Here is a 19,410-nt window from a genome sequence, read left to right as displayed (position 1 = left end):
CTGGCCCGCTACCCCTCGCGCGAGGAGATCGCCCGGCTGCTCGAGGCCACGCGGGCCGAGCGGGAGGAGCGGCTCCTGTCCACGCTCATCCGCTTCCTCTACGGCAGCGGCCTGCGCCTGTCGGAGGCGCTGTCGCTGCGGGTGGAGGGGCTGGTGTGGGAGGGGGAGCTCCCCGCGGCGGTGCGGGTGGTGGGCAAGGGCGACAAGGAGCGGCTGGTGCCGCTGTCCCCCACCGCCCAGGAGGCGCTGGCCGAGTGGCTGGCCCCGCCCCGGCCCTCCCGCGCCCGCGGCCCCCTCTTCGCCTTCGCCAACCCCGCCAAGCCCGCCCACGCCGGGCGGGTCCCCTCGGCCTCGTGGGTGGAGAAGGCCTTCGCCCGACTGGCCCAGCGCGCGCGGGTCGACCGCGCCCGCGCCACGCCCCACAAGCTGCGCCACGCCTACTCCACCGCGCTCGTCGAGGCGGGGGTGGCCCTCGACGCGGTCAAGGACCTGCTGGGCCACGCCTCCATCAGCACCACCCAGATCTACCTGCACGCCACCGCCGGCCGCCTGGCCGAGGCCGCCCGCAAGCTGCCGCGCCTGCCGTAGCCCCCGCGGCCCCGTGACCCCGTGGCCCCACGGTCTGACGGCCCGACGTCGCCCCCCCTCCGCCAGCACCTTACGGAAGGCCACCAGGAGCATGCCGCTGTTGTAGGTGTGTCGCAGGGGTCTTCGGAGCAGACCTCAGCCAGGCAGGCGAAGCGGCCACGGTCGCTCACCGCCGCTACCCACAGCAGCGAGATTCGGGGTTTGGGTAGCCACGGGACCAGGGCGGTGGGTAAACCGGGCGGATCCCGCGGGGGATGTCCGGGTCTGGCCCGAACCCCGCCGGCCCGCGGGGGCTTAGGCCTCCAGGGTGTCCGGATCGGAACACTCCGGCAGCTGGCGCCGTGCCGCGGCGTAGGCCTCCCCGAGCGCGCCGAGGTCGTGCAGCGCCTCGGTACAGAAGGCCGCGCGGAGCGGCTGCAGGGCCTCCTCGAGCCGCCCCCAACCCGGCGGCAGTGTTCCGACCCCGGCCAGCCTGACCCGGGTCAGGAGCAGGTCAACCCACACGAGTACCCCCCGGGCGCGGGAGAAGGCGCTGTGGTCCTTGGCCCGGATCCAGGGCCTGCCCAGGGTCCGCCGCGCCTTCTTGACTAGGGGCTCGAGCTCAGCGGCGCAGCGGTCGAGTGCGGCCAGGCCTGCCCCCGCCAGGGCCGCCGCCGCGGCCTCGGTGAGCTCGTCGTCGAGGCCGCGGCGGAAGCGGTCCGAGCCACCCCACCCCTCACCGGCACGCGGCCCGCGAAGCCAGTCTTTCAGCCGCCCGACGAGCCGGTCTTGCCACAGGCCGGCGGCCTCGTCGGGCGTGAGCCTCCCCGCCTCCACCAGACCGGACACCCATTCCTCCTGCAGAAGGCGGGCGGCCCTCCCCGCCTCGCGGCCCTCGAGCTCGAGGGCTCTGAGCGCCCTGTCCACCGCCTCGAGGACGCGTTGGTCGGGGAGGGTGTCCGTGAGCCGCCCGAAGAGCGCGCGCCGCAGGCCGGACACGCGGGGGTGCTCGCGCTGCCCGGCGCCCTCGGCGAGCAGGCAGTCGAGCCACTCCAGCGCTGGCTCAGCCCGAGCCGGCGCGCCCGGGGCCGCGTCCAACAGCGTGAGCGCCTCCTCGGCGGAGTAGCGCGGGTAGGGCGCCTCGGCGCAGGCGCGGGCGAGGTGCCCCACGGCGAGCCGGCGCAGCAGGGGCACCGGGCTGCGGAGCAGCGCACGCATGAGTGCGTCGTCCCGCCGGACTTCCAGGGCCCGGTGCAGCGTCGACAGTACGGCCCGGACCCACAGGATCATCTCGTCGGCGCCATCGGCGTTGGCCACCTCTATGCTGCACGCCCTGGCGTGCATGGCCTCGAGGGCCCCCACCACCCGTTCCGGGTCTAGCCGGAGGAGCAGCTGTGCGGTGAGGCGGATCCCCCAGGCCCCGGGCACCGGCTCGAGCAACCGCGTGTGCCCAAGGCCGGGAGCCGGGTCCTTGAAAAGGACGAGCCACCCGGCCTCCTGGAGGCCCTGGGGGCATCCGCGGCTGCCGATCGGCGCGTCGAGCCCTGTGGCCCCCAGCAGGAAGCGCTCCAGCCGATCCCCGAGCCCCGAGCTGTGGGCCGCCACCGCGTCGAACACGGTCTCGGGGCCGTTGACGGTGCATAGGAAGCCCAGAAGCGCGCTCCACAGCTCGGCAAATTCCCCCTCGCCCGCCTGTTCTAGTCGGCGGGCGAGGGCGGAATACCCGGAGGCCACCCGCTCTAGGTCGGGGTCGTGGGCGTCGGGGGAGCGGTTGAACCCGCGCCGGTGTAGCTCCTGGTACAGCGCTGGCTCCTCCAGCGCCCCCAGGGACGAGTCGCCAAGCAGTGCGGCGTAGAAGCGGCGGTGCCAAGCGAGCTCGCGACGGCTGTGGTTCTCCGGAGGGGGAGCAGCAGCCGCGGCCTGCGCCGTGTCGTAGAGCGTGAGCACCTTCGCCTCGTGCACCGCGGGCGGCTGGGCCTCCCGTAGCTGCCGGGCGTACTCGGCGACGTCGGGCAGTACGTCGGCGGGGATCGGTGTGGCGAGCAGCGGGTAGCGTTCGTGGCGCCACTGGATCGAGTTGGAGAGGTTGAATCCCCGCAGCGGCTGGTCGTCCGGTCCGTAGACCAGAAGGTAGCGGTCGTGGAACAGGCCCTGCTTGCCCCCCTTGACGCTGCGGAGGTCGAGGACGCGCACCCGTAGGCCCGACAGCACCTTCCGTAGCTTCATCGCCGCCGCGAGCAGCCGCCGGGCCCGCGGCGGCTCGGCGTTGGCGGCCTCCTCCGCCCCGTCGCCGTCGCCGCGCTGCTGGCTGCAGGTCAGGACCTCGTACTCGGCGTTCTGGGACCTGGCCCTCGCCAGCAACTCGACGCCCAAGTCGTCGAAGTAGGGGTCGAGCAGCAAGACGCGGGAGGCCGCCGGGTCGGCGGTGAGCCCCTTGAACCAGTCGACGAAATCGACGAAGCCCGGCGCGTCCTTGTCGCTCCAGTCGTGGGCGAACCAGCGGGCGCCCGACGGCTCGGGGAACAGCCGTGCGGCGAGCTGGCGGGCCTCCGCGGCGGCAGGGACCCAGGGGGCGAGGGACCGGCCGGGGTCGCCCACCACCGCCGGCTGGTAGGTCACCTGCTCGAACGCCGCCGCGGCCCGGGTAGGGGCTGCGGCCCGCGACCCGGGCTTGCCGTACTCGCGGGTCCACCCTGACTCGATGACCCCGCGGCCTGCGGGCACGGCCATCGTCACGTTGATCTGCTGGATGACTCCCCAGGACGCCTCGTACCACAGGCGCCAGCGACCGTCCTGCTGCTGCCAGACCGCGACATCGACCCCGTCGACCTCGCCGGGCGCCGTGAAGGGCTCCTCGAGCCCCCCCTCGCCCACGGTAGCCTCGACGGCCTCGGCCAGGATCACCTCACCGCCGCTGCGCAGCCGGCAGCCCAGCAGCACCTGGGAGCCGGGCTCGAGTGCCTCCGGCTCCAGGCGCACCGTGACACGCCGTACCGAGGTCAGGGTGCGGTCGGTGGCCTCGCTCGCCGGCTCCAGGGTGGCCGGGTCGAGCGGCACCCGCACCGTCTCGGCCTTCACCATGGGCTTCCCCTGGTCGTCTACCCCTGTGGCGTCGAGGAATTCCAGGTCGCCCAGGCGCCCGGCGTCGCGGCCGCGGAAGTCGAGCCCGGTCTCGGAGCTCAGCACCTCCAGGACCCTCCGCAGACCTTGCCAACCTAGGCCGGCCTCCCTGCACAGCCGCATCTTATCCACGCAGGTTAGGGCCCCCGTGGCCGTGATCGCCTCCGGCACGTAGCTCAAGCGGACCTCCCCCCGGCTGGCATCGCCCACGCAGCCCAGCAGGGCTACTGGGCGCCAGCGGTAAGCGCGGCGGGCTCCCTCCGGGGTCGCCGCCAGCACCAGCCACCCGTATAGGGGGTCCGGGGTGGGCAGACCGGCCGCAGCGCAGGCGGCCTGAAGGTTCTCGCCAGCCCGGAGGCGCTGGGTCAGCCGCCACAGTTTCTCGGCGGGAGCGTGGAGGGTCAGCCGCACCAGGCGGGGGTCTCCCTCAACATCCGCCTTTCCCCACCGGCCAGTGAGGGCATGGGGCGCCGGGACGACGTGGCCGTACGCCAGGCGGGGGGCCGGCTGCGGCGCAGACTTCGGGGCTAGCACCCACAGCGTGAGCGTGCAGGTCGCTTCCCCGGAAAGGCGGCTCATGTACGGGCTGGTGCGAAGGTCGTCGAGGGCGTGGTCCTGATCCATGGCCCCCACTATCCGGGAACCGGGTGGTGGGGTTCAAGGTCCGGCGGTCGGGGTCCGGGGGCAGGCGGCCGTTCCGGGAAGCACGCCTGCCCTGGACCCCCGGTGCCAGCAGGGAGAGGGACCGGGCGCGGAGGGGTTCTGACGCCTGAGGGAGGCCTTGAAAGGCTCCACCTCATGCTGCACGACCATGAGCCTGCGGGGGCCGGCGGGGTCCTCGGCCATGACGAGGGCGTTGAAGGGCTTCTCGACCCGGACGGGGACACTCGGCCAGCAGCAGGGCCAGGGTACTAGAAACGGCAGAGGCAGCGAGGGGTTCCTCACGAGATCACCTCTCGAGCCGGGGACCCGGCCCTCACGGCGGGGCTTCGGCCCCCGCCAGCGCCAGCCACTCCCCGCGCCAGGCCAGCAGCTCCAGCCGCCGTAGCGCTCAGTAGGCCTCCAGCAGGGCCAACCGGCGCTCCTCCCAGCCCGCCCACCGCCGCCCTCGGCGGGGTTCACGGCGCTCGTGCTCGTCCAGGGTGGCGAGGAGTTCCTCGCGCACCTCGGCCAGGCTGAGGCTCCCGCGGGGCTCGATCTCGGCTCGTGCTCGTGCCATCGTCGTCCTCCACCCTTGTTATGGGGGCGGGGGGCGGCGGTGTTAACGGGGGGCAGTCAGGGCTCACGCTGGCGCCCGGCCTCCTGGTCGCCAGTGGGCCAGGTCAGTCTCGGGGCGCCGACCCCCGCGGAAGCCATCGATGCAGCCAGGGGACGAATCCGCGCCCTCTGGCTCCGGGCGCACAGCCCCTTTGCGGGAAGGGGCCACCCCCAGCCGTAGGTCGCGGCCACATAGCTCGGGGCCCGGGGTATGGGCGTATTGGGGTTCAGACTACGCGATGCGCACCAGCCACGTTTCTCGGCACAGCGCCTCTAGTTGGGCAACCACAGCTCTCGCATGCTGTTCGCCAAAGCGCAGCCCGATCTCCACGTTCCAGCGGAGCCCGGGATCGGTTAGGTTCGCGCTGCCAAGCACTCCCCATCTCCGATCCGCCACCACGATCTTGGCGTGTAACAAGCCCTTCTCCATCTGAGCACTGTAGATAGCCAGCGTTCCCTGTACGCGCAGCGCCTCTTGCTGCAGCCGGGCCAGCGCCCTAGCCTGGGGACTCCCCGGCTCGAGGGCGTCGTGGGTGATGATTGAGATGGCAGTCCCACGCCAGAGTGCCCTCAGAAGCTCGTCGCCGAGGTGAGCCATGCCCTGCTGTTCCAGGTAAGGGCTTACCAGCCACAGGTGTTGCTCGGCACTGGCGATAGCTTCCAGGATGGCTGCTGCGTAGCTACTCTCCCGGTTGGGGAGTGTCCAGAGAAGGTCGCTGTGATCCGCATAGCCCCCCAGGAACGCGGCCAGCCCCTGGGCCTGCAACCGCCCGCCCTCTAAGGCACCGTGACGCTGCAGGGCATCGTAGAGCCAAAGATATCCTCCTTCCCCTAAAAGGCTATCCGCCCACAGTAGGTCGTTGGCTGCGACCGGCTGGCCCAACCGACTCCAGAGTGCTGCCCCCAACAGGCGTAGGGTTTCGGAGGACCAAGTCATGGCTCCCAGAACCCTCGCAGCTGGCCGTACACCGGGTGGCTCCCTCCGTACAGCACCAGGCGGCTCAGACGGTGGTTGAAGTCGATGCAGTTGTGCTCGAGGTGGGTGCAGCCTACACAACTACCCCCTTCCTCGGCGCACAGCGGGTCGTAGATGCAGTTACGGCCGTCTTGGTGGACCTCCTCCAGCCAGTAGGGCAGCTGCTGTTCGAAGAGGGTGGTCAACCCGCCGATCTTGCTGGCCGCGTAGCGGTTGGCATAGAGGATCAAGCCCAGCGTCTCGGGCAGCAGATACTCCCCGATACTCTCCGGGGCGAAGCCGCTCCAGACGATGTGCTGCATCATGAGGTGGGAAATGGTATGAAGCAGTGTGTACACCAGGGTGGGCGCCTCATCCTGTGAGGCGTGGAAAGCCCCGCCCCGCAGGCCAAGGCGCCAGAGCTCAGCCCAAGCTTCAGCGCCCTGGGATTCCTTTGGTGCTAAACCGTTGCGCACCAGCCAACGCAGCACGGACGTGGGGTCTAGCTGGAACCAGATGGCTTCAGTTTCAGTGGGCACGCAGTAGATGGGAGTCTTTCCGTCAACCGCAGGAAAGGCCCGCAGCATACTGCGCTGGGGATCGCGGGAAACCCGCGTGTATCCTATTGCAGCCAGTGCGATACGGAAGTTGCTGATCAGCCGGACATTGCCGAACCCCAGCAGCCCCCTCACCTGCTCAAATTCCTGCAAGTAGGACCCGGTATCGAACCCGCCCAGGGTGCTCCATCGGGCCGCTGCCATCGCGGGGGTGGTGAGCTCGGAGGTGTCTTCTAGAATGGCGTGCTCCACCAGGTGACGGCTCGGCGGCCCGATGATGGCACCTGCAGTGAGGCGACTCACCTCGGAAAGCGCCTGTGAGGAAGGGTCGTCCTTCATCAGAGCCTCCATGGCCCGTGCCCGCTCTGGCGCCACCTGTCGTAGCTCCTCGAGGAGTTGCTGGACTTCGGGGCTGGGTTGCTTTTTGGCCAAAACCTCCCGCACCTTGCCCGGCAGGAGACCCCACAGCTTGGCCAGCAACAACCCCTCACTCGATTTCTCTAGGCTGATGAGCAGGCTCTCCTGCTCCTTGTCGAAATTGAGGAACGGCAGCACGTGTGCGAGGTGGTTGGTTGGTTCCTTGGCCTCCACCTGACGCTGGAACTTTTCATCGGGCTTTGCTTTGCTGTACCCGCAATCGCAGGGCCACATCCGCAACCCGCCAAGCTCTTTACTCGAAGTCAGGGAGTACCAACGGGCATCGCGGGTACGTCCTGGGTTGAATAACCGGAGATCGTGGCCGCGGTACCTCGAGTCATACTCATCGGGGAAAGAAAGCTCTTGCAGCGCGCCGCAGTTGTGGACCTGGACCACCGTCATCCGTCCCAGCGCGCCTTGGCAGCGCGGGCACATCCCAGGACGAGCCCTCCTCCGCTTGAGGCTGACCAGCTTCGCGGTATAGCCGCAGCGCGCGCAACTGAAGCTGCTGGGGAAGGGCTCCATCAGCACGCGGTTTGGCCGCCCTATCGCAAAAGCAGCAGGATTCAGCCGGTTGGTGGGATAACCCTGATGGAAGGCCCTACCGTCGAACTCCCAGCGCCTCACGTAGTCGTCAACAAGATTCAACAGCGCCCGCTGGTTGACGTCTACCTGGGGATCCAGTTCCACGCTTATTACCCGGCTCATGCCGAAGTCCTCATGTTCGGCCAGCGCCCCGGGCAAAAAGTTGTACAGGATTTGTGTCCTACCCCGTTCCATCAGCCCCCCCCCGCGTGAACCACTTTGCATCCTCGACCGAGTAGCTTGCTGCCAGGTTGACCAGAACCCCTTCCTCAACGTCGCGGAGGCTGGTCATCGGGTGGATGGCCTTCGTCAGGTACCGTTCCTGGCTGCTCGAAAGCGTGACCTGCAATCGGTCTAGCTCCTCCTCCAACACGACCGCCATGGCTTGCTCGAGGTCGAGCGGATAGACCCCTGCCCCCAGGCAGTAGGCTTCCTTAAGCTCCCTCAGCACCTGCAGCCGCTGCTGCGACAGGTATTGGCGGGCACCCTCCCGCTCCCACAGCCTGTTCACACCGGAGCGACTCCGCCCGAGGAGCACCGAAGCCAGCACCCCGGGTAGGGTGCGGTGCAGGGCGAATCGGGCGAAGCGGTTGATGGCCACCGGGTGCACCATGCGCTCGAGGTTGTCGTGGTACTCCACGAAGCGGCTATACACGCTGGAAGCGCGCAGATTATAACTGGCCAGGATGACCACCACCAGGCCCACGTGTTGCCGCCCGGCCCGGCTTGAGGCCTGGATGTACTCCTCAACGGTGCCCGGCAGGCGGTCCAGGGTCATGAGGTTGATGCGCTCGAGGTCCACCCCGTGGCTGATCATGTTGGTGGCCACCAGCGCATTGAGGAAGCTTTCCGACCCAAACGGAGGCGGGTGCTCGATCAGGCTCACCACCTGGGCGATGTGGGCCGGGGTGGACTTGTTGTGGGTGTATTCCACCCGGAAGACCTGCCCTGATTCCAGGGCGTCCTTGATTCGGCTGCCGTTGGCCCGGCTGCCCACGTAGGCCAGCGAGGTGGAGTAGAGCTGGATCAAAGCGCTGGCCTCATCTGGGCTCAAGGTGCGGCCTACCACGGCGCTCAGCTCGTAAGGGTCGCTGGCGAGCTGCTTGATCTCGTCCAGAAGGATGCGGTGCACCAAGGCCGAGCTCTCGGCGGGGTGGGGGCGGCTCCAGAACGCGAGGAAGACCCGCGCGATCTTTTCTTGCCCCTCATCCCGCGCCACCTCGCTGTAGAACGTGCGGTAGCGGTCCATCCCGCGACCGGGGAAGCGCACCGCGTGCCGGACCCCGTAGAGGTGCCTGAGCTGGTGCTCGTAGCCGGCGATGGTCGCCGTGGCGGCCAGCACTTTGGCGGGCTTGGGCTCGAGGGAGCGGATCGTCGTCTCGTAGTGCCCGGCGAAGGCCCCCAGCTCCTCTTGTAACAGGTGGAGCTCGTCCTGGATGTGCAAGCTTGGCCCAGGGTCGTAGGTGTTTACGGTCTGCAGTTGCCGGCTGTTTACGGAGCAGTTCTTCACCAGGCACTTGTCCAGGAAGTACCCATGCTGCGGGCAGCGCCTGCGCACCTGCCAGAGCATGCTCAGCGCGGGCTGATGGGCCAGCGCCGCCATTTTGTCCACCGTGCCCACCACCACCGTACTCTGGTGCCGCAGCACCTCGGCGTCGCTCACGTCCAGTGGAAGCTGGTATCCGCACTGCCGGCAGCGGTGCTCGAAGCACAACCGGGCAGCCTGGGGATGCACTTCCACCGTGTCAAGCCCCCCGCAGGCTGGGCAGTTGGGCACCAGGCGCAGTTTCTCCCGCTCGCCCGGCTGGCTCCAGCGCTGCAACTCGGCGTCGTCGAGCTGGTTGGGCGAGTTTCCCCTGCCCGCGAGGTAGCCCAGCCGGAATGGGTCCCCCTCGAGGCCCAGCGCCAACCGCTCCTGCTCCGCCCCGTAAAGCACGCGCATGGCTCGCTGCAACTGCTGCAGCGAGAGCATCCGCAGGGGGAAGCGCAGCCAGGCGGTGACCCCCAGCCTCTTGCCCCGCAGGCGGTCGTAGAGCATGGCCGTGCAGACTAAACCCAGGTACGCCTCGGTCTTGCCGCCGCCGGTGGGGAACCACAGCACCACCGCCCGCTCCAGGTCGTCGGCCCACTCGTAGCGCTCCCCAGCCCACTCGCCTGCCGTGATCCCCTCGCGCAGCGCGAGGGCGGGCAGCTGGCTGACGATGAAGACGATCTGGAACAGCCGCCAACTGGGGTAAGGGGACATGCGGGCGAAGACCCGGTTCATGGCGGTGAAGGCTTGCTCGAGTCGGGCGTCGGCCCGGAGAGCGGCCAATCCGGCGGCGAAGCGGTGGATCTCCTCGCGGAACTGCCGCAGGTCCGCCCGAGCCGCCTCGGCGAACTCGCCGGTATACCCTCTGCGGTCCAGTTCCTGCTCCCAGGATTGGGCGTAAGCCCGCATGGCTTCGTGGATGCCCCGGAGCACCTCGAGAGGGCGTTGGGCCAGATCCTGAAAGGGGGCCGGGGGCTCAGAGCGCGTGGTCATGCGTTTCTGGCGGTATATAGCCAGGCAGCGGGTGGTCAAGCAGTTACCCTCCCGCAGCGCTCCGCAGTTCCTTCCGACTACCCACACGTTGCGGTCAAACTGGTAATCCTCGGCCACAGGGAGGATCTCCACCGGGACCAGCGTGCCCTGCACGCGCACCCGCAACCGCACGTCCGCGATGATCCGGTAGTTGTTCTCGGTGGGGTTGTCGCCCTGGGGGGTCTCGTTGCGCAGGTATACCGTGACGCGCTTGCGGTCCCCATAGTGCCGGGCCACCACTTGCAGGCGCACCTTAAGGGGGGGGATGTCGAGCGGCCTGTTTTCCAAGGCTCCTTGCAACCACTTGGTGAAAGCCTCTGCTGAGGTTGTGGCGCTCGCGGGTACCGAGGGCCTGCGGTCGATCACGCGCCACGCATCGGCTCGCGCTGCCAGAGACTGGGTTGCTTTGTCCAGCAACTGCTGTATGTGCCCGCGGTCATCCCCGTCCGCGAGCGGGAGCTCCAGTGGGCCAAAGGATAGATCACAGCGCTCAATGACCTCGACCAGGGTACCCTCTCCGCCTCCGCTCGCTTCGCCAGCGACGGACTGCTGCTCGGCCAGCGTGGGCAGCCGCCGAACGTAGAAGGCAAGCTGGCCCTCGACCTCGATGCTTCCCGGCTCTCCGTCGTGCACCATGAACTCCAGCCCCAGGCTGCTGGGCTGCTTATAGGTATCAGCGTTTGGGTCATAAGGGGCCAGCACGCCCAGCTGGCATACGTCCACCGGCTGCCGTGCCACATGACGTCTCGGGTCACGTCCCGCCAGGCGGTGCTCCAGCACCCGCGTCAGGTGATCCACCAGCTTGATCTCGTCGTTGTAGCTGATCTGGCTCATGAGCGTCGAACTACCCTCCTCACATCCACCGCGCTGAGCAACTCTTCCAGGGATATCCCCTGCTGCCTCGCTTCCCGCAACGACCCCTCGTACCCGCTGCCGCTGACGATGCTCTCCAGCACTCGGTGCAGCAGCCGGCCCAATTGGCGATGCCTCGTGCGGTGATTCTCGATGGCCTGCCACAGCTGGGGGCGCTTTAGAGTCTCGGGGAGCCCCATGATACCGGTCAGAAGCAGGAAGTCATCGTACTGCTGGGGGGCAAGGGTCTGCCCCTGGGTAAACCAGCTTCGTACCGTTGTGGGGTCACGTTCCAGGCCGCGACGTGCCAGCTCGCGGTGCAACTCCGCCAGGTTGGGATACTGCGCTTGCAGGGCTCGCTTGGCTGCTTCCCACAATTCCAAGTACAGCCGTTCCTCCACCCGTACCAGCGGCTGCAAGGCTTCGCTGATGCGCTCGAAAAGGTCATCGTATACGCCGTCGACGAAGATGATTATCCGGTCGCCGGGTTGTAGCTGTTGCGCGGGCTTTTCCACCTGGCCTTGCCCGGGCACGAACAGAGTGACCAACCGGGTCCTGGGCAGGTAGAGGATCAGCCCGCCCTCCAGTTCCACCTCCATCTCCTCGGCTGTCGGGCCGCGGTTCCCGCCGGCCCGCGGGTTTGCCTGATACTCTGCCAAGGCGTGCAGATCAAGCTGCGGTACCTCCTCCGTCAGGACATTTAGGGGCTGGACCACCGCTGTCCGTAGGGAAAAATCCAACCTGGCGGCGGGGAAGTCTGGCGGAGAAGGGGGCTTCAGGCCCAGGGAATGCAGGACCTGGCCGCGCGCCGTTACCAGACGTTCCAGCCAACGCTGACGCTGTTCGTAGAGATAGCTCTCGATGCGTGCCTCGAAAGGGTAGGCTAGGACCGCTATCTTGGCCGATCCCAGGTCCAAGTAGCGCTGGCTAGCGCTGCGGTAGCCAAGCAGCAACCGTTCCTCCGGTCCCAACCCCTGTGCTGCCCGGCGTTCCTCCTCGTTGGACCACAGCACCTCGGCAGAGCCTCCGAAGCCTATGAACAGCTGCCGAGGACTGACGGCCATGCATAGGCTCTGCAGTAGGGTTGCCTCAGCCCGGGTGGTGGCTACCACCCAACAGGATCGCCGCTCCGCGTTGCGCTGCTCCAGCCACTCCACGAGAGCGAAAAACTTAGGTGGCAGATCGCGCTGGTGCAGGGCTTCGTAGGCTTCGCTCAGTCGATCGAGCACCCGTCGCCACAGCAGGCGCTGCACTGGATGGGAGGGGGCTTCCGGCTCGAGGGAGGCCAGGCGGTCGCGCAGGGTGGGTCGTCCCCCGTCCTTACGCAGGCTCTCAAGCCGGTACAGCGGCACGCTGAGCGTGCGCAGCTGGTGGAACAAGCCCCAGGCCTGCCGGAGGGGGAAAAACCCTTCGAAGGTCGCCTGAGCCTCGGCCAGCTGCTGGTAAGCCGCCCAAAGAACCTCGTCTAGCTCGGCGTCTTCAATCACCTCTACCCAGCGGTGGGGCAGCGATGGGGTTAGGGGCTCGGGGCGTTCGCGCCCATCGAACTCCCGGGCCACCCATGCTTTGGCCGTCTCGTCCCATAGCACAGCCGACGCGCCCAGTCGAGTCAGCCTGGCCTCATCGAGTGGCGGGGTAACGGCTAGGTAGTGGCTGAAGGGAAGGTCCTCCAGGCGAGCCAAGGCCCGGGGATCGGTGGCATCGACGATTACAGCGGCGAAGGGGTGCTCGAGCGGCCAGCCGGGGTTGGCGAGGTAGATCGCCGGCCGGCTGCCCGGCGGATGGTAGCGGGAGAGGGTGCGGATCTCCCAGAAGCGCTCCAGACTGTCCCCCGCCTCTCCCAGGCGGAACTCGCGCAAGCTTTCTCGCAACTGGCCTACCTGGCGGGTGACGATAAGCAGGTTGCCTTTCAAGTATGGGGAGTAGTACTTCTCCCGGTGGAAAAAATCGGCGACCAACAGGCCTACCGCCAGGGCTTGGGGTAGGGGGTTCGGGCGGGCGGAGTCCATCAGGATCAGGCGCCGGCTCCGCTCCCAGGCGCGCCGCCCCAGCACGCTGGATAACCGGGCATAGATGTCGAAGCCCCGCGGGTAGATACGGCGCAGGAGGGCATCGTCAATCAGATTGTCCCGGGCAATCCCCCACATCAGCAAATCGAAGGCTCTACTCCAAGGGCCGCGCACTGGGCAACGTAGCTTTCAGCCAAGGGTTGTCCCTTTAGGGTCTCACCCAGCGCCAAAGCTACCGCGAACAGGTTTTTGGCAACGGGATCTTCCGGACACCAGACCGCTTCCGCCCCTCCTCCGTATCCCGGTTCGAGCTCCAGGATCGCGTCGTAGAGCTGGGCCTGCGTACCGCGCTTGGAGTGGTCATTGGCGCTTTCCGCGAGCACCACCGCGGCAGCGCGCAAACGCAGCCCGTTTGCGCGCAGGGCACTGGCCAGGGCTTCCCAGGCCCTGAGTTCACGGTTGTGGTAGCTCAAAATGATCCGGCCTCCCCTGCGCAGGCTGCGTAGTGACTCCTTGAAGATCGCCTCGAGTCGCTCAGCGTAGCCTGCGGCGCTGATGCCGCGCACTGGATTCGGCACCGCCTCTCGCTCCTCGTTGACGGACATCGGCTGGTATTGACCCAGCCAGAAGTGAAACAGCCGGGCCATTTCCCCGTACTGCACGTCGTCAAAGTAGGGAGGATCCGTGAGTACCAAGTCCACGACCCTTCGCTTTAGGGCCTGTCGTTCGCTGCTACCCGCGACCAGCCGGACACGCCCCTTGTTCTCCAGCCCCTGGTACCAGTCGGCGGCTCGGTAAGCAGCCTCGAGGCGCCGTCTGAGCACACCTCGGCCGACGCTCGCCAGCGGGTTGGCCTCGAAGGCAACGGGCGGGATGGCGTAGCGGTGATTGGCCACACCCTCGATGCCCTTGCAGTAGAGCCGGTCCCAGCGGGCCAGCAGGGCGCCCATTTCCCCAAGTCCCAGCACCGCCAGGGCCAGGCGGTTGCGCACCCCGGCAGGCATCCGGCGCTCCCTCAGGTAGTCGAGCCCCTCCAGGATCACCGCCGCTTGAGCCTCGCTGTACATGTCCCCCCAGTACTGTAACCCGCTTCTGTGCAGCCGCCGGGTCTCCAGCCCGGCCTTGATGGAATGTCTCAGCTGGGGAAAGCTGCTGCTGGCCGGAATAAAGGCTACCGGGTCGCCCTCCACGGCCGGGCGCACCAGTACCCGGCCGTTTTCCTCCTCCAGTACGAGCGGTGCTGTCCAGCCAGCCGTTGAGACGGCGCTGACCGCACCGCAGTGGGGGCAAGCCTCCTTGCCCGCCGGGGTGACAGGGGGCTCATAGCCACAAGCGCAGTGGGCCTCGAGGGAGACATTACCGCATCGGCGACAGCCGTGATACGCCTCGTTCCCGTTGCGCCGCACCTTGCTCAGCACCCCTTCCGGATAGAGCGGAAAGGTGGCCTCGCATCCCAGGCAGCGCACGACCCTCACCCGCAGGATGCCCGCCAACTCCCGGCCATCCCCCCGCTGGTAATACCGGCGGAGTGGGTCGAGGTGACGCAGCAGGCGCTCCCCCTCTACGCGCAGCCGCTCAGGATCGGCTTGGCTCAGGGCCGTCTGCAGGCCGAACACCGGCCATGGGTACAGGTCCTGCGCATACGCGGACAGGCCTGAAGCTGCAGCCTCGAGGGCCACCGTTCCGCCGCCGCTGAAGGGGTCCGCTACGTAGCGGACCCCTTGAGATCGAGCAGCCTCGAGCAAAGCCCGGATCAGGCTATGGGGGCGCCGGGCCCACCACCGAAACACCGAGATGGCCGGGTTGTGGTGCTCCCTTCGGCGAGTCTCCTGCTCCACCCAGGCGCTGAGCGCTGGCCAATCAATTGCGGTGATGATGCTTGCCACCCGGCCACCTCAGCAAATTGGGAAAGCAGCGGGTGGTACGTGAGTCCGGAACGGGCTACCACCCCCCGCCGCTTGTCTACCTGCTGCCCCGATTATACCCTTTGCCAAGGTGCAGATACGGATTTTGAAGTGCGTGTGGATGAGCGGACAAGACCGAATTCCGCCCTCGTCGGCTCCACGCAGTTGCGCCGCCTTCGACCGGAGGATAGGGCTCCGTAGCCTCACAACTGCCATTTCCAGGAAACGAGATGCCAGAAATAGCGGCATGATTATGGAAACTTTATCACGATTCCTACTTGGTATGGGTTTTTTGCCACCGTGGGCAGATCCGGTCGCCATTTAGCGGTCGAGGGTTGATGGAGGCATAGGCTTGCCAGGAGCCTTAGCCTTGATGAGCGACCCGCGTTATCGGAACTGGCGTTATCCGCTGTAGGGGGTGACGGCTTTAGTGCTTGTGGCCTTCGTGCGTCAGGTAGACTCCCTGCGCGGCGCGGACCGCTTTGCCCAGGCCAAACCCTCTGTCCACAGGGCTCTGGGCCCACGCAGCACCTTAGGGAGCACTGCCACCGCCGAATTCATCCGCCGTGCGGCTGCACCAGCCGTAGTGCCTACGCTCGGCCCAGCAGTGGGGCCACCGCCGCGACCACCAGCCACACCCCCAGCAGGCCTATGACTGCCCCGGCAAGGCGTAGGGCCGTGCTAGGGCGCCGCACCCCCCCTGACAGCCGCCAAACGCCCCTAAGCAGAGCATCCCAGCAGTGGGCATACCCCCAGATTGTCAGCGTGCCTACCAGTCCCGCCCGGGCCAGCGGGCCCTCAGCGCCCGCACCCCAGGCCAGCACCAACCCCCCGCCCAGCGCGACCAGCACGGCGGCGGCCCCGGACACGGCACGCCAAGCGGCCACCTCCAGCCCGCGGACCAGCTCAGAAGCCCAGCGGAGGCGCCCGCCGGGGGTGCTGAGTGTGAGGGCCACGCCCCCCAAAGCCAGGCCTGCCCCCAGCCCACCGAGCAGTACCAGCGGGCTCGCCAGCCCCCAGAGCTCGGCCAGCGCCCGGCCATGACCGCAGCGGGCTAGGACCCACGCCAGCGGGGCGAGGAGCGGGGTCAGCGGCGCCGACGCCCACCCCGCCGCAGCTCCCGCCACACCGCGACAAGTGCTGCGCTAAAACCACGGCGCAGCCCACTCAGGGCCACGGCTGCGGCCGCCCGGGCCACCGCCCAGACTAGCTGAGCCGCACCCCGAACCCTACGCAAGGCATGATCGACCTGCCGCATACCCCCAGTGTAGCGGGAGGCGGCCGGACTCCGGGTCCGACCCCCAGATCCAAGAGAGGGCAGGGGCCTTGGGCCCCCGCCGTCCCTTCGCCGTGCCTCAGGCGGCCTCTTCCACCCCGAGCCCGCCCCCGGGGGTCAGCAGGGCCACCAGCCGCTCCCCGCGCACCAGCGCGTACACCGCCGGGCCCTCGGCGGGGTCGAGGGGCTGCTGCAGGGCCGCTGCCAGCCCCCGGGGATAGTCGAGATCGATCCCCACCAGCTGGAAGCGCTCGGGCAGCTGCTCGAGCACCTCCGCGTGCGCGGCGAGGTAGTCCGAGGCCAGCCCTGCGGCCTGAGTGCTCTTGCCTACCATGCCTCCCTCCCTTCGGCCTTGGCGGCCAGGTACTCCTCAATGTACTCCCTCACGCTGAACCCCCCCCTTCTCGCCGTCGTGCCACTCCAGCCGCACGGCCCACTCCTGCACCCGCCCGGCCAGTGAAGCCGCACCAGCGGCCCGGCGATGCCGGTACTCATGCGTGCGCAGCGTGACGCGGATGCGCGCGTTCGCGGGGCGCTCGAGGGCGAAGACGTAAGCGCTCTGCCCCACTGCCCCACCTCACAGCGCCGCCAGCCGGGCCGCGACCAGCGCGGCCTCCAGGCTGGGGTAGCCCCGGCGCCGCAGGGCCTCGAGGGGGGTCTCCTCCTCGCCCATGGGGCCCAGGCCCAGCGCCCCCTGGGGGGTGAGGGCGACCAGCCCCTCGCCGTAGGCGAGGTAGACCAGCCCCTGCCGGGTCCAGGCCAACGGCTGCCGCATGGTGGGCGCCCGGCCCGCGCAGCCCACCGCCCGCGCCAGCAGCTTCGTGAGGCCGTCCTTGGCGGTGGCGGGGATCCACTGCGCCAGCAGCGCCAGCGCGGCCACGTCGTGGGGGTGCGCCCTCAGGAAGGCCGCCACCGCCTGCGCCTCGAGGTCGCTCGCCGACCACAGCCGCCGCCAACGCCCCTCCTCCAGCCACTGCCCGCTGCGCGGGCCCACCACCACCTTGTAGCGCTCGGACAGCGCGAGCACACGCTGCAGCGGGGGCCTGACCCCCGGCCGGTCCTTGGCCCACAGATCGCTGAGGGGCCCGACCGGGCCCAGGTAGGGGCTCAGCTCCTCGAGCGGCGCACCCCCCACCTCCAGCGTGCGCCCCTTCAGCAGCAGCCAGCGCAGCCGTCCGCGCCGGAGGACTATGGCGCCGGGGACCTCCTCCACCTCGTCCTGCGTCCCGCAGCGGAAGAGCGGGTCGAGCGACCAGACCGCCAGGCGCTTGACGAGCTCCTGCACGGCGTCGCTCTTGACCTCAAAGCCCTGCGCCGTGGCGGCCCAGGGCGCGAAGGGCTCCTGCCGCAGGGGCTCGGCCAGTTGCGGCGGGCAGTCGGCCGGCAGGAGGGCGTGGTGGGAGGGGAAGCTGTGGAGCAGCTCCCCACGGCGGTACAGCAGGATCGAAGCACCCTCCAGCAGGCCCCACTCGCCCCAGCAGTAGACCTGCCGCAGCGGCATGCCGGCGGGCAGCACGGCGTGCGGCCAGCGGGCCCAGAGCCAGCGGCGCTGGAGCAGGTCCCACTCCCAGCCCTCGTGCTCGGGGCTGACCTCGCACGGCAGCGAGGGGAAGGGCTGGTAGGGCCGCTCGCTCTGCCGCCACCAGCGCAGGCGGGCGCGCAGCTGCGCGGGCAGCTCGGCGGGCACGGGGTGCCGGTCCAGCCACCCCAGCAAGGCTTCGTCGGGCCGCTCCTCGCCCGGGCCCCACACCCGTCGTTCGCAGAGCCACAGTTCGCCGTTGAGCGGGTCGAATCGCAACATCCCACACCTCCTATCCCCCGCATCTTATCGCCGAATTGCGATGTTGTGCCATATGAAACTTTGATCGGATAATAACAGCAAGGATGGCCGCCTTTTGCTTCTAGAAATCTCGAGTGATAGTCTTAAAACAGATAGGAGGTAGTTATGGTGAACCAAGTCAAACTCATCGGCGCCGTGGTGCGCAGCGAGCTGCGCAACATCGGCAAGAACCTCACCCCCCTGCTCGAGGTCACCCTGGCCGGGGTGGACCCGGTGGGCGATAAGCGCTTCGCCTGGTACCACCAGGTAGTTCACCTCGGCAAGCGGGCCGAGCGCCTGGCGGAGCTGCTGGCCCCCGGCGCGGGGGCGGTGGTGGTGGGCCAGCTGGAGTACCGCAGCTGGGAGGGCCCCGACGGGGAGAAGCGCAGCCGGGTAGAAGTCAAGGCCGCCGCGCTGGAGGTCTTCACCCCGCCCCTGGAGCACCTCGACGCCGACTCCGCCGACAACCCCCGCCTGTGCGAGGGGGCGGTGAACCGGGTGACGCTGGTGGGCAACCTCACCCGCGACCCCGAGCAGGGCGAGCGGGGCCCGGTGAAGGCGGGCCTCGCCGTCACCGAGTGGGTGCCCGGCCGCAGGGGAAAGGAGGGCCACGAGAAGGCCCACTTCTTCGACCTGGTGGCCTGGAACGGGGCGGGGGGGTTGCTCAAGGAGTGCGGCAAGGGCTGCCCGCTGCTGGTGGAGGGCCGCCTGGTCGGGGAGAGCTGGGAGGCCCCCGACGGGCAGCGCCGCTACGCCACCCGCGTGGAGGTAGCCCGGGTGATCCCGCTGCTGCGCCCCGCAGGCGGGTCGGCCGACCCGCCTGCCGCGTAGCCCCGCAGGACCAGACGGAAGAACCAGACTTGACCGTTATTCAGGGTTGAGGCTAGATAGAGGCATGAACTTACGCGAAGCCTTAGCCTCATTGGACGATCCACGCTACCAGAACCGGCGCTATCCGCTGTGGGGGGTGGTGGCATTGGTGCTGGTGGCCTTTGTGTGCCGGGTGGACTCCCTGCGGGGTGTGGCCCGCTTTTGCCCAAGCCAATCCCTTCCTGTGTAAGCCCCTGGGCTTGCGCAAGGCCCCAGGACGCAGCTCAATCGCCCAGCTCATCCGCCGCTTGGACCCGCAAGCGCTGGGTTCAGCCCTGCAACAGGTCTTTCCCGAACTCCCCCTTCCCGCCTCTTTCCCTACCTCTACCGCTACTACCTCTGCCCTGGTCGCGGATGGCAAGGTCTTGCGGGGGAGTGCTAAAGGCGAGAGCCCGGTGGTGCGGGTGGTGGAGCTGTGGTGTGAGCAAGCCCGCCACAGCCTGGCCCAGGCCCGAGTCGGTGGGCGGGAGGATGAGGCCTTGCTGGGTCTGCTGGAGCGCATGGGGCTGGAGGGTTTAGCCGGTCGGGTGGTGGTGGCCGACGCGGGCTTCCTCTACCCCCGGGTGGCCGAAGCCATCCGGGCTAAGGGGGGGATTACCTGCTGAGCCTGAGGGCCAACCAAGCCCGGGCGTTGGAGGCGGTAGAGTGGCTGTTCGCTT

The 19,410-nt window shown here is 68.6% G+C and carries 13 protein-coding genes; 3 read left to right on the top strand and 10 right to left on the bottom strand.

What is annotated here, in order from left to right; all coding sequences use genetic code 11:
* Window positions 1-588 (top strand): tyrosine-type recombinase/integrase (locus MEICH_RS26455; protein ID WP_157202977.1); only part of this gene is annotated, 588 nt, incomplete at its 5' end.
* Window positions 589-882: 294 nt separating this feature from the next.
* On the opposite strand, the gene MEICH_RS0121675 is transcribed toward MEICH_RS26455, so the two are convergent.
* The 10 genes from MEICH_RS0121675 to MEICH_RS0121625 form a co-directional block, all read right to left on the bottom strand.
* Entirely contained in the window at window positions 883-4,266 is a 3,384-nt protein-coding gene (locus MEICH_RS0121675) for a VPA1262 family protein (RefSeq protein ID WP_245587743.1), read from the bottom strand.
* A gap of 472 nt (window positions 4,267-4,738) precedes the next feature.
* Window positions 4,739-4,906 (bottom strand): hypothetical protein, encoded by a 168-nt coding sequence (locus MEICH_RS29025; RefSeq protein ID WP_157202965.1) that lies wholly within the window; start codon window positions 4,904-4,906, stop codon window positions 4,739-4,741.
* Between the two features lie 270 nt (window positions 4,907-5,176).
* Window positions 5,177-5,881 (bottom strand): phospholipase D-like domain-containing protein, encoded by a 705-nt coding sequence (locus MEICH_RS0121665; protein WP_119279633.1) that lies wholly within the window; start codon window positions 5,879-5,881, stop codon window positions 5,177-5,179.
* Entirely contained in the window at window positions 5,878-7,653 is a 1,776-nt protein-coding gene (locus MEICH_RS0121660; RefSeq protein ID WP_027894350.1) for a hypothetical protein, read from the bottom strand. The genes MEICH_RS0121665 and MEICH_RS0121660 overlap by 4 nt, the downstream gene beginning before the upstream one ends.
* Window positions 7,640-10,309: a helicase-related protein gene (locus MEICH_RS0121655; RefSeq protein WP_169730723.1), complete on the bottom strand. Its 2,670-nt coding sequence runs from the start codon at window positions 10,307-10,309 to the stop codon at window positions 7,640-7,642. The genes MEICH_RS0121660 and MEICH_RS0121655 overlap by 14 nt, the downstream gene beginning before the upstream one ends.
* A gap of 542 nt (window positions 10,310-10,851) precedes the next feature.
* A complete protein-coding gene (locus tag MEICH_RS0121650) occupies window positions 10,852-13,020 on the bottom strand; it encodes a DISARM anti-phage system protein DrmE domain-containing protein (protein ID WP_027894348.1) in 2,169 nt (722 codons plus the stop codon).
* A complete protein-coding gene (locus MEICH_RS0121645) occupies window positions 13,020-14,768 on the bottom strand; it encodes a hypothetical protein (RefSeq protein WP_036219983.1) in 1,749 nt (582 codons plus the stop codon). Before MEICH_RS0121645 ends, MEICH_RS0121650 begins: the two co-directional genes overlap by 1 nt.
* A 1,373-nt stretch (window positions 14,769-16,141) precedes the next feature.
* Window positions 16,142-16,396 (bottom strand): hypothetical protein, encoded by a 255-nt coding sequence (locus MEICH_RS0121635; RefSeq protein WP_027894345.1) that lies wholly within the window; start codon window positions 16,394-16,396, stop codon window positions 16,142-16,144.
* Between the two features lie 36 nt (window positions 16,397-16,432).
* Window positions 16,433-16,630, bottom strand: a complete 198-nt coding sequence (locus tag MEICH_RS0121630) for a hypothetical protein (RefSeq protein ID WP_027894344.1) — start codon at window positions 16,628-16,630, stop codon at window positions 16,433-16,435.
* A gap of 9 nt (window positions 16,631-16,639) precedes the next feature.
* Entirely contained in the window at window positions 16,640-17,863 is a 1,224-nt protein-coding gene (locus MEICH_RS0121625) for a hypothetical protein (RefSeq protein WP_027894343.1), read from the bottom strand.
* Between the two features lie 144 nt (window positions 17,864-18,007).
* Between MEICH_RS0121625 and MEICH_RS26450 the strand changes: the two genes are divergently transcribed.
* Together MEICH_RS26450 and MEICH_RS30360 are read left to right on the top strand one after the other, a co-directional pair.
* Complete coding sequence (locus MEICH_RS26450; RefSeq protein WP_051304422.1) at window positions 18,008-18,712, top strand: single-stranded DNA-binding protein; 705 nt, start codon at window positions 18,008-18,010, stop codon at window positions 18,710-18,712.
* Between the two features lie 404 nt (window positions 18,713-19,116).
* A complete protein-coding gene (locus MEICH_RS30360) occupies window positions 19,117-19,356 on the top strand; it encodes a hypothetical protein (RefSeq protein WP_245587740.1) in 240 nt (79 codons plus the stop codon).
* Window positions 19,357-19,410: the final 54 nt, after the last annotated feature.

This window comes from Calidithermus chliarophilus DSM 9957 (assembly GCF_000430045.1).
Lineage (GTDB): Bacteria > Deinococcota > Deinococci > Deinococcales > Thermaceae > Calidithermus > Calidithermus chliarophilus.
This window is presented reverse-complemented; position numbering and strand designations above follow the sequence as displayed.

What these genes read in the sequence shown, in the direction of transcription:
- MEICH_RS0121675 (WP_245587743.1), bottom strand. Translation starts at nt 4,266, where the DNA reads ATGAGCCGCCTTTCCGGGGAAGCGACCTGCACGCTCACGCTGTGGGTG.
- MEICH_RS29025 (WP_157202965.1), bottom strand. Translation starts at nt 4,906, where the DNA reads ATGGCACGAGCACGAGCCGAGATCGAGCCCCGCGGGAGCCTCAGCCTG.
- MEICH_RS0121665 (WP_119279633.1), bottom strand. Translation starts at nt 5,881, where the DNA reads ATGACTTGGTCCTCCGAAACCCTACGCCTGTTGGGGGCAGCACTCTGG.
- MEICH_RS0121660 (WP_027894350.1), bottom strand. Translation starts at nt 7,653, where the DNA reads ATGGAACGGGGTAGGACACAAATCCTGTACAACTTTTTGCCCGGGGCG.
- MEICH_RS0121650 (WP_027894348.1), bottom strand. Translation starts at nt 13,020, where the DNA reads ATGTGGGGGATTGCCCGGGACAATCTGATTGACGATGCCCTCCTGCGC.
- MEICH_RS0121635 (WP_027894345.1), bottom strand. Translation starts at nt 16,396, where the DNA reads ATGGTAGGCAAGAGCACTCAGGCCGCAGGGCTGGCCTCGGACTACCTC.
- MEICH_RS0121625 (WP_027894343.1), bottom strand. Translation starts at nt 17,863, where the DNA reads ATGTTGCGATTCGACCCGCTCAACGGCGAACTGTGGCTCTGCGAACGA.
- MEICH_RS26450 (WP_051304422.1), top strand. Translation starts at nt 18,008, where the DNA reads ATGGTGAACCAAGTCAAACTCATCGGCGCCGTGGTGCGCAGCGAGCTG.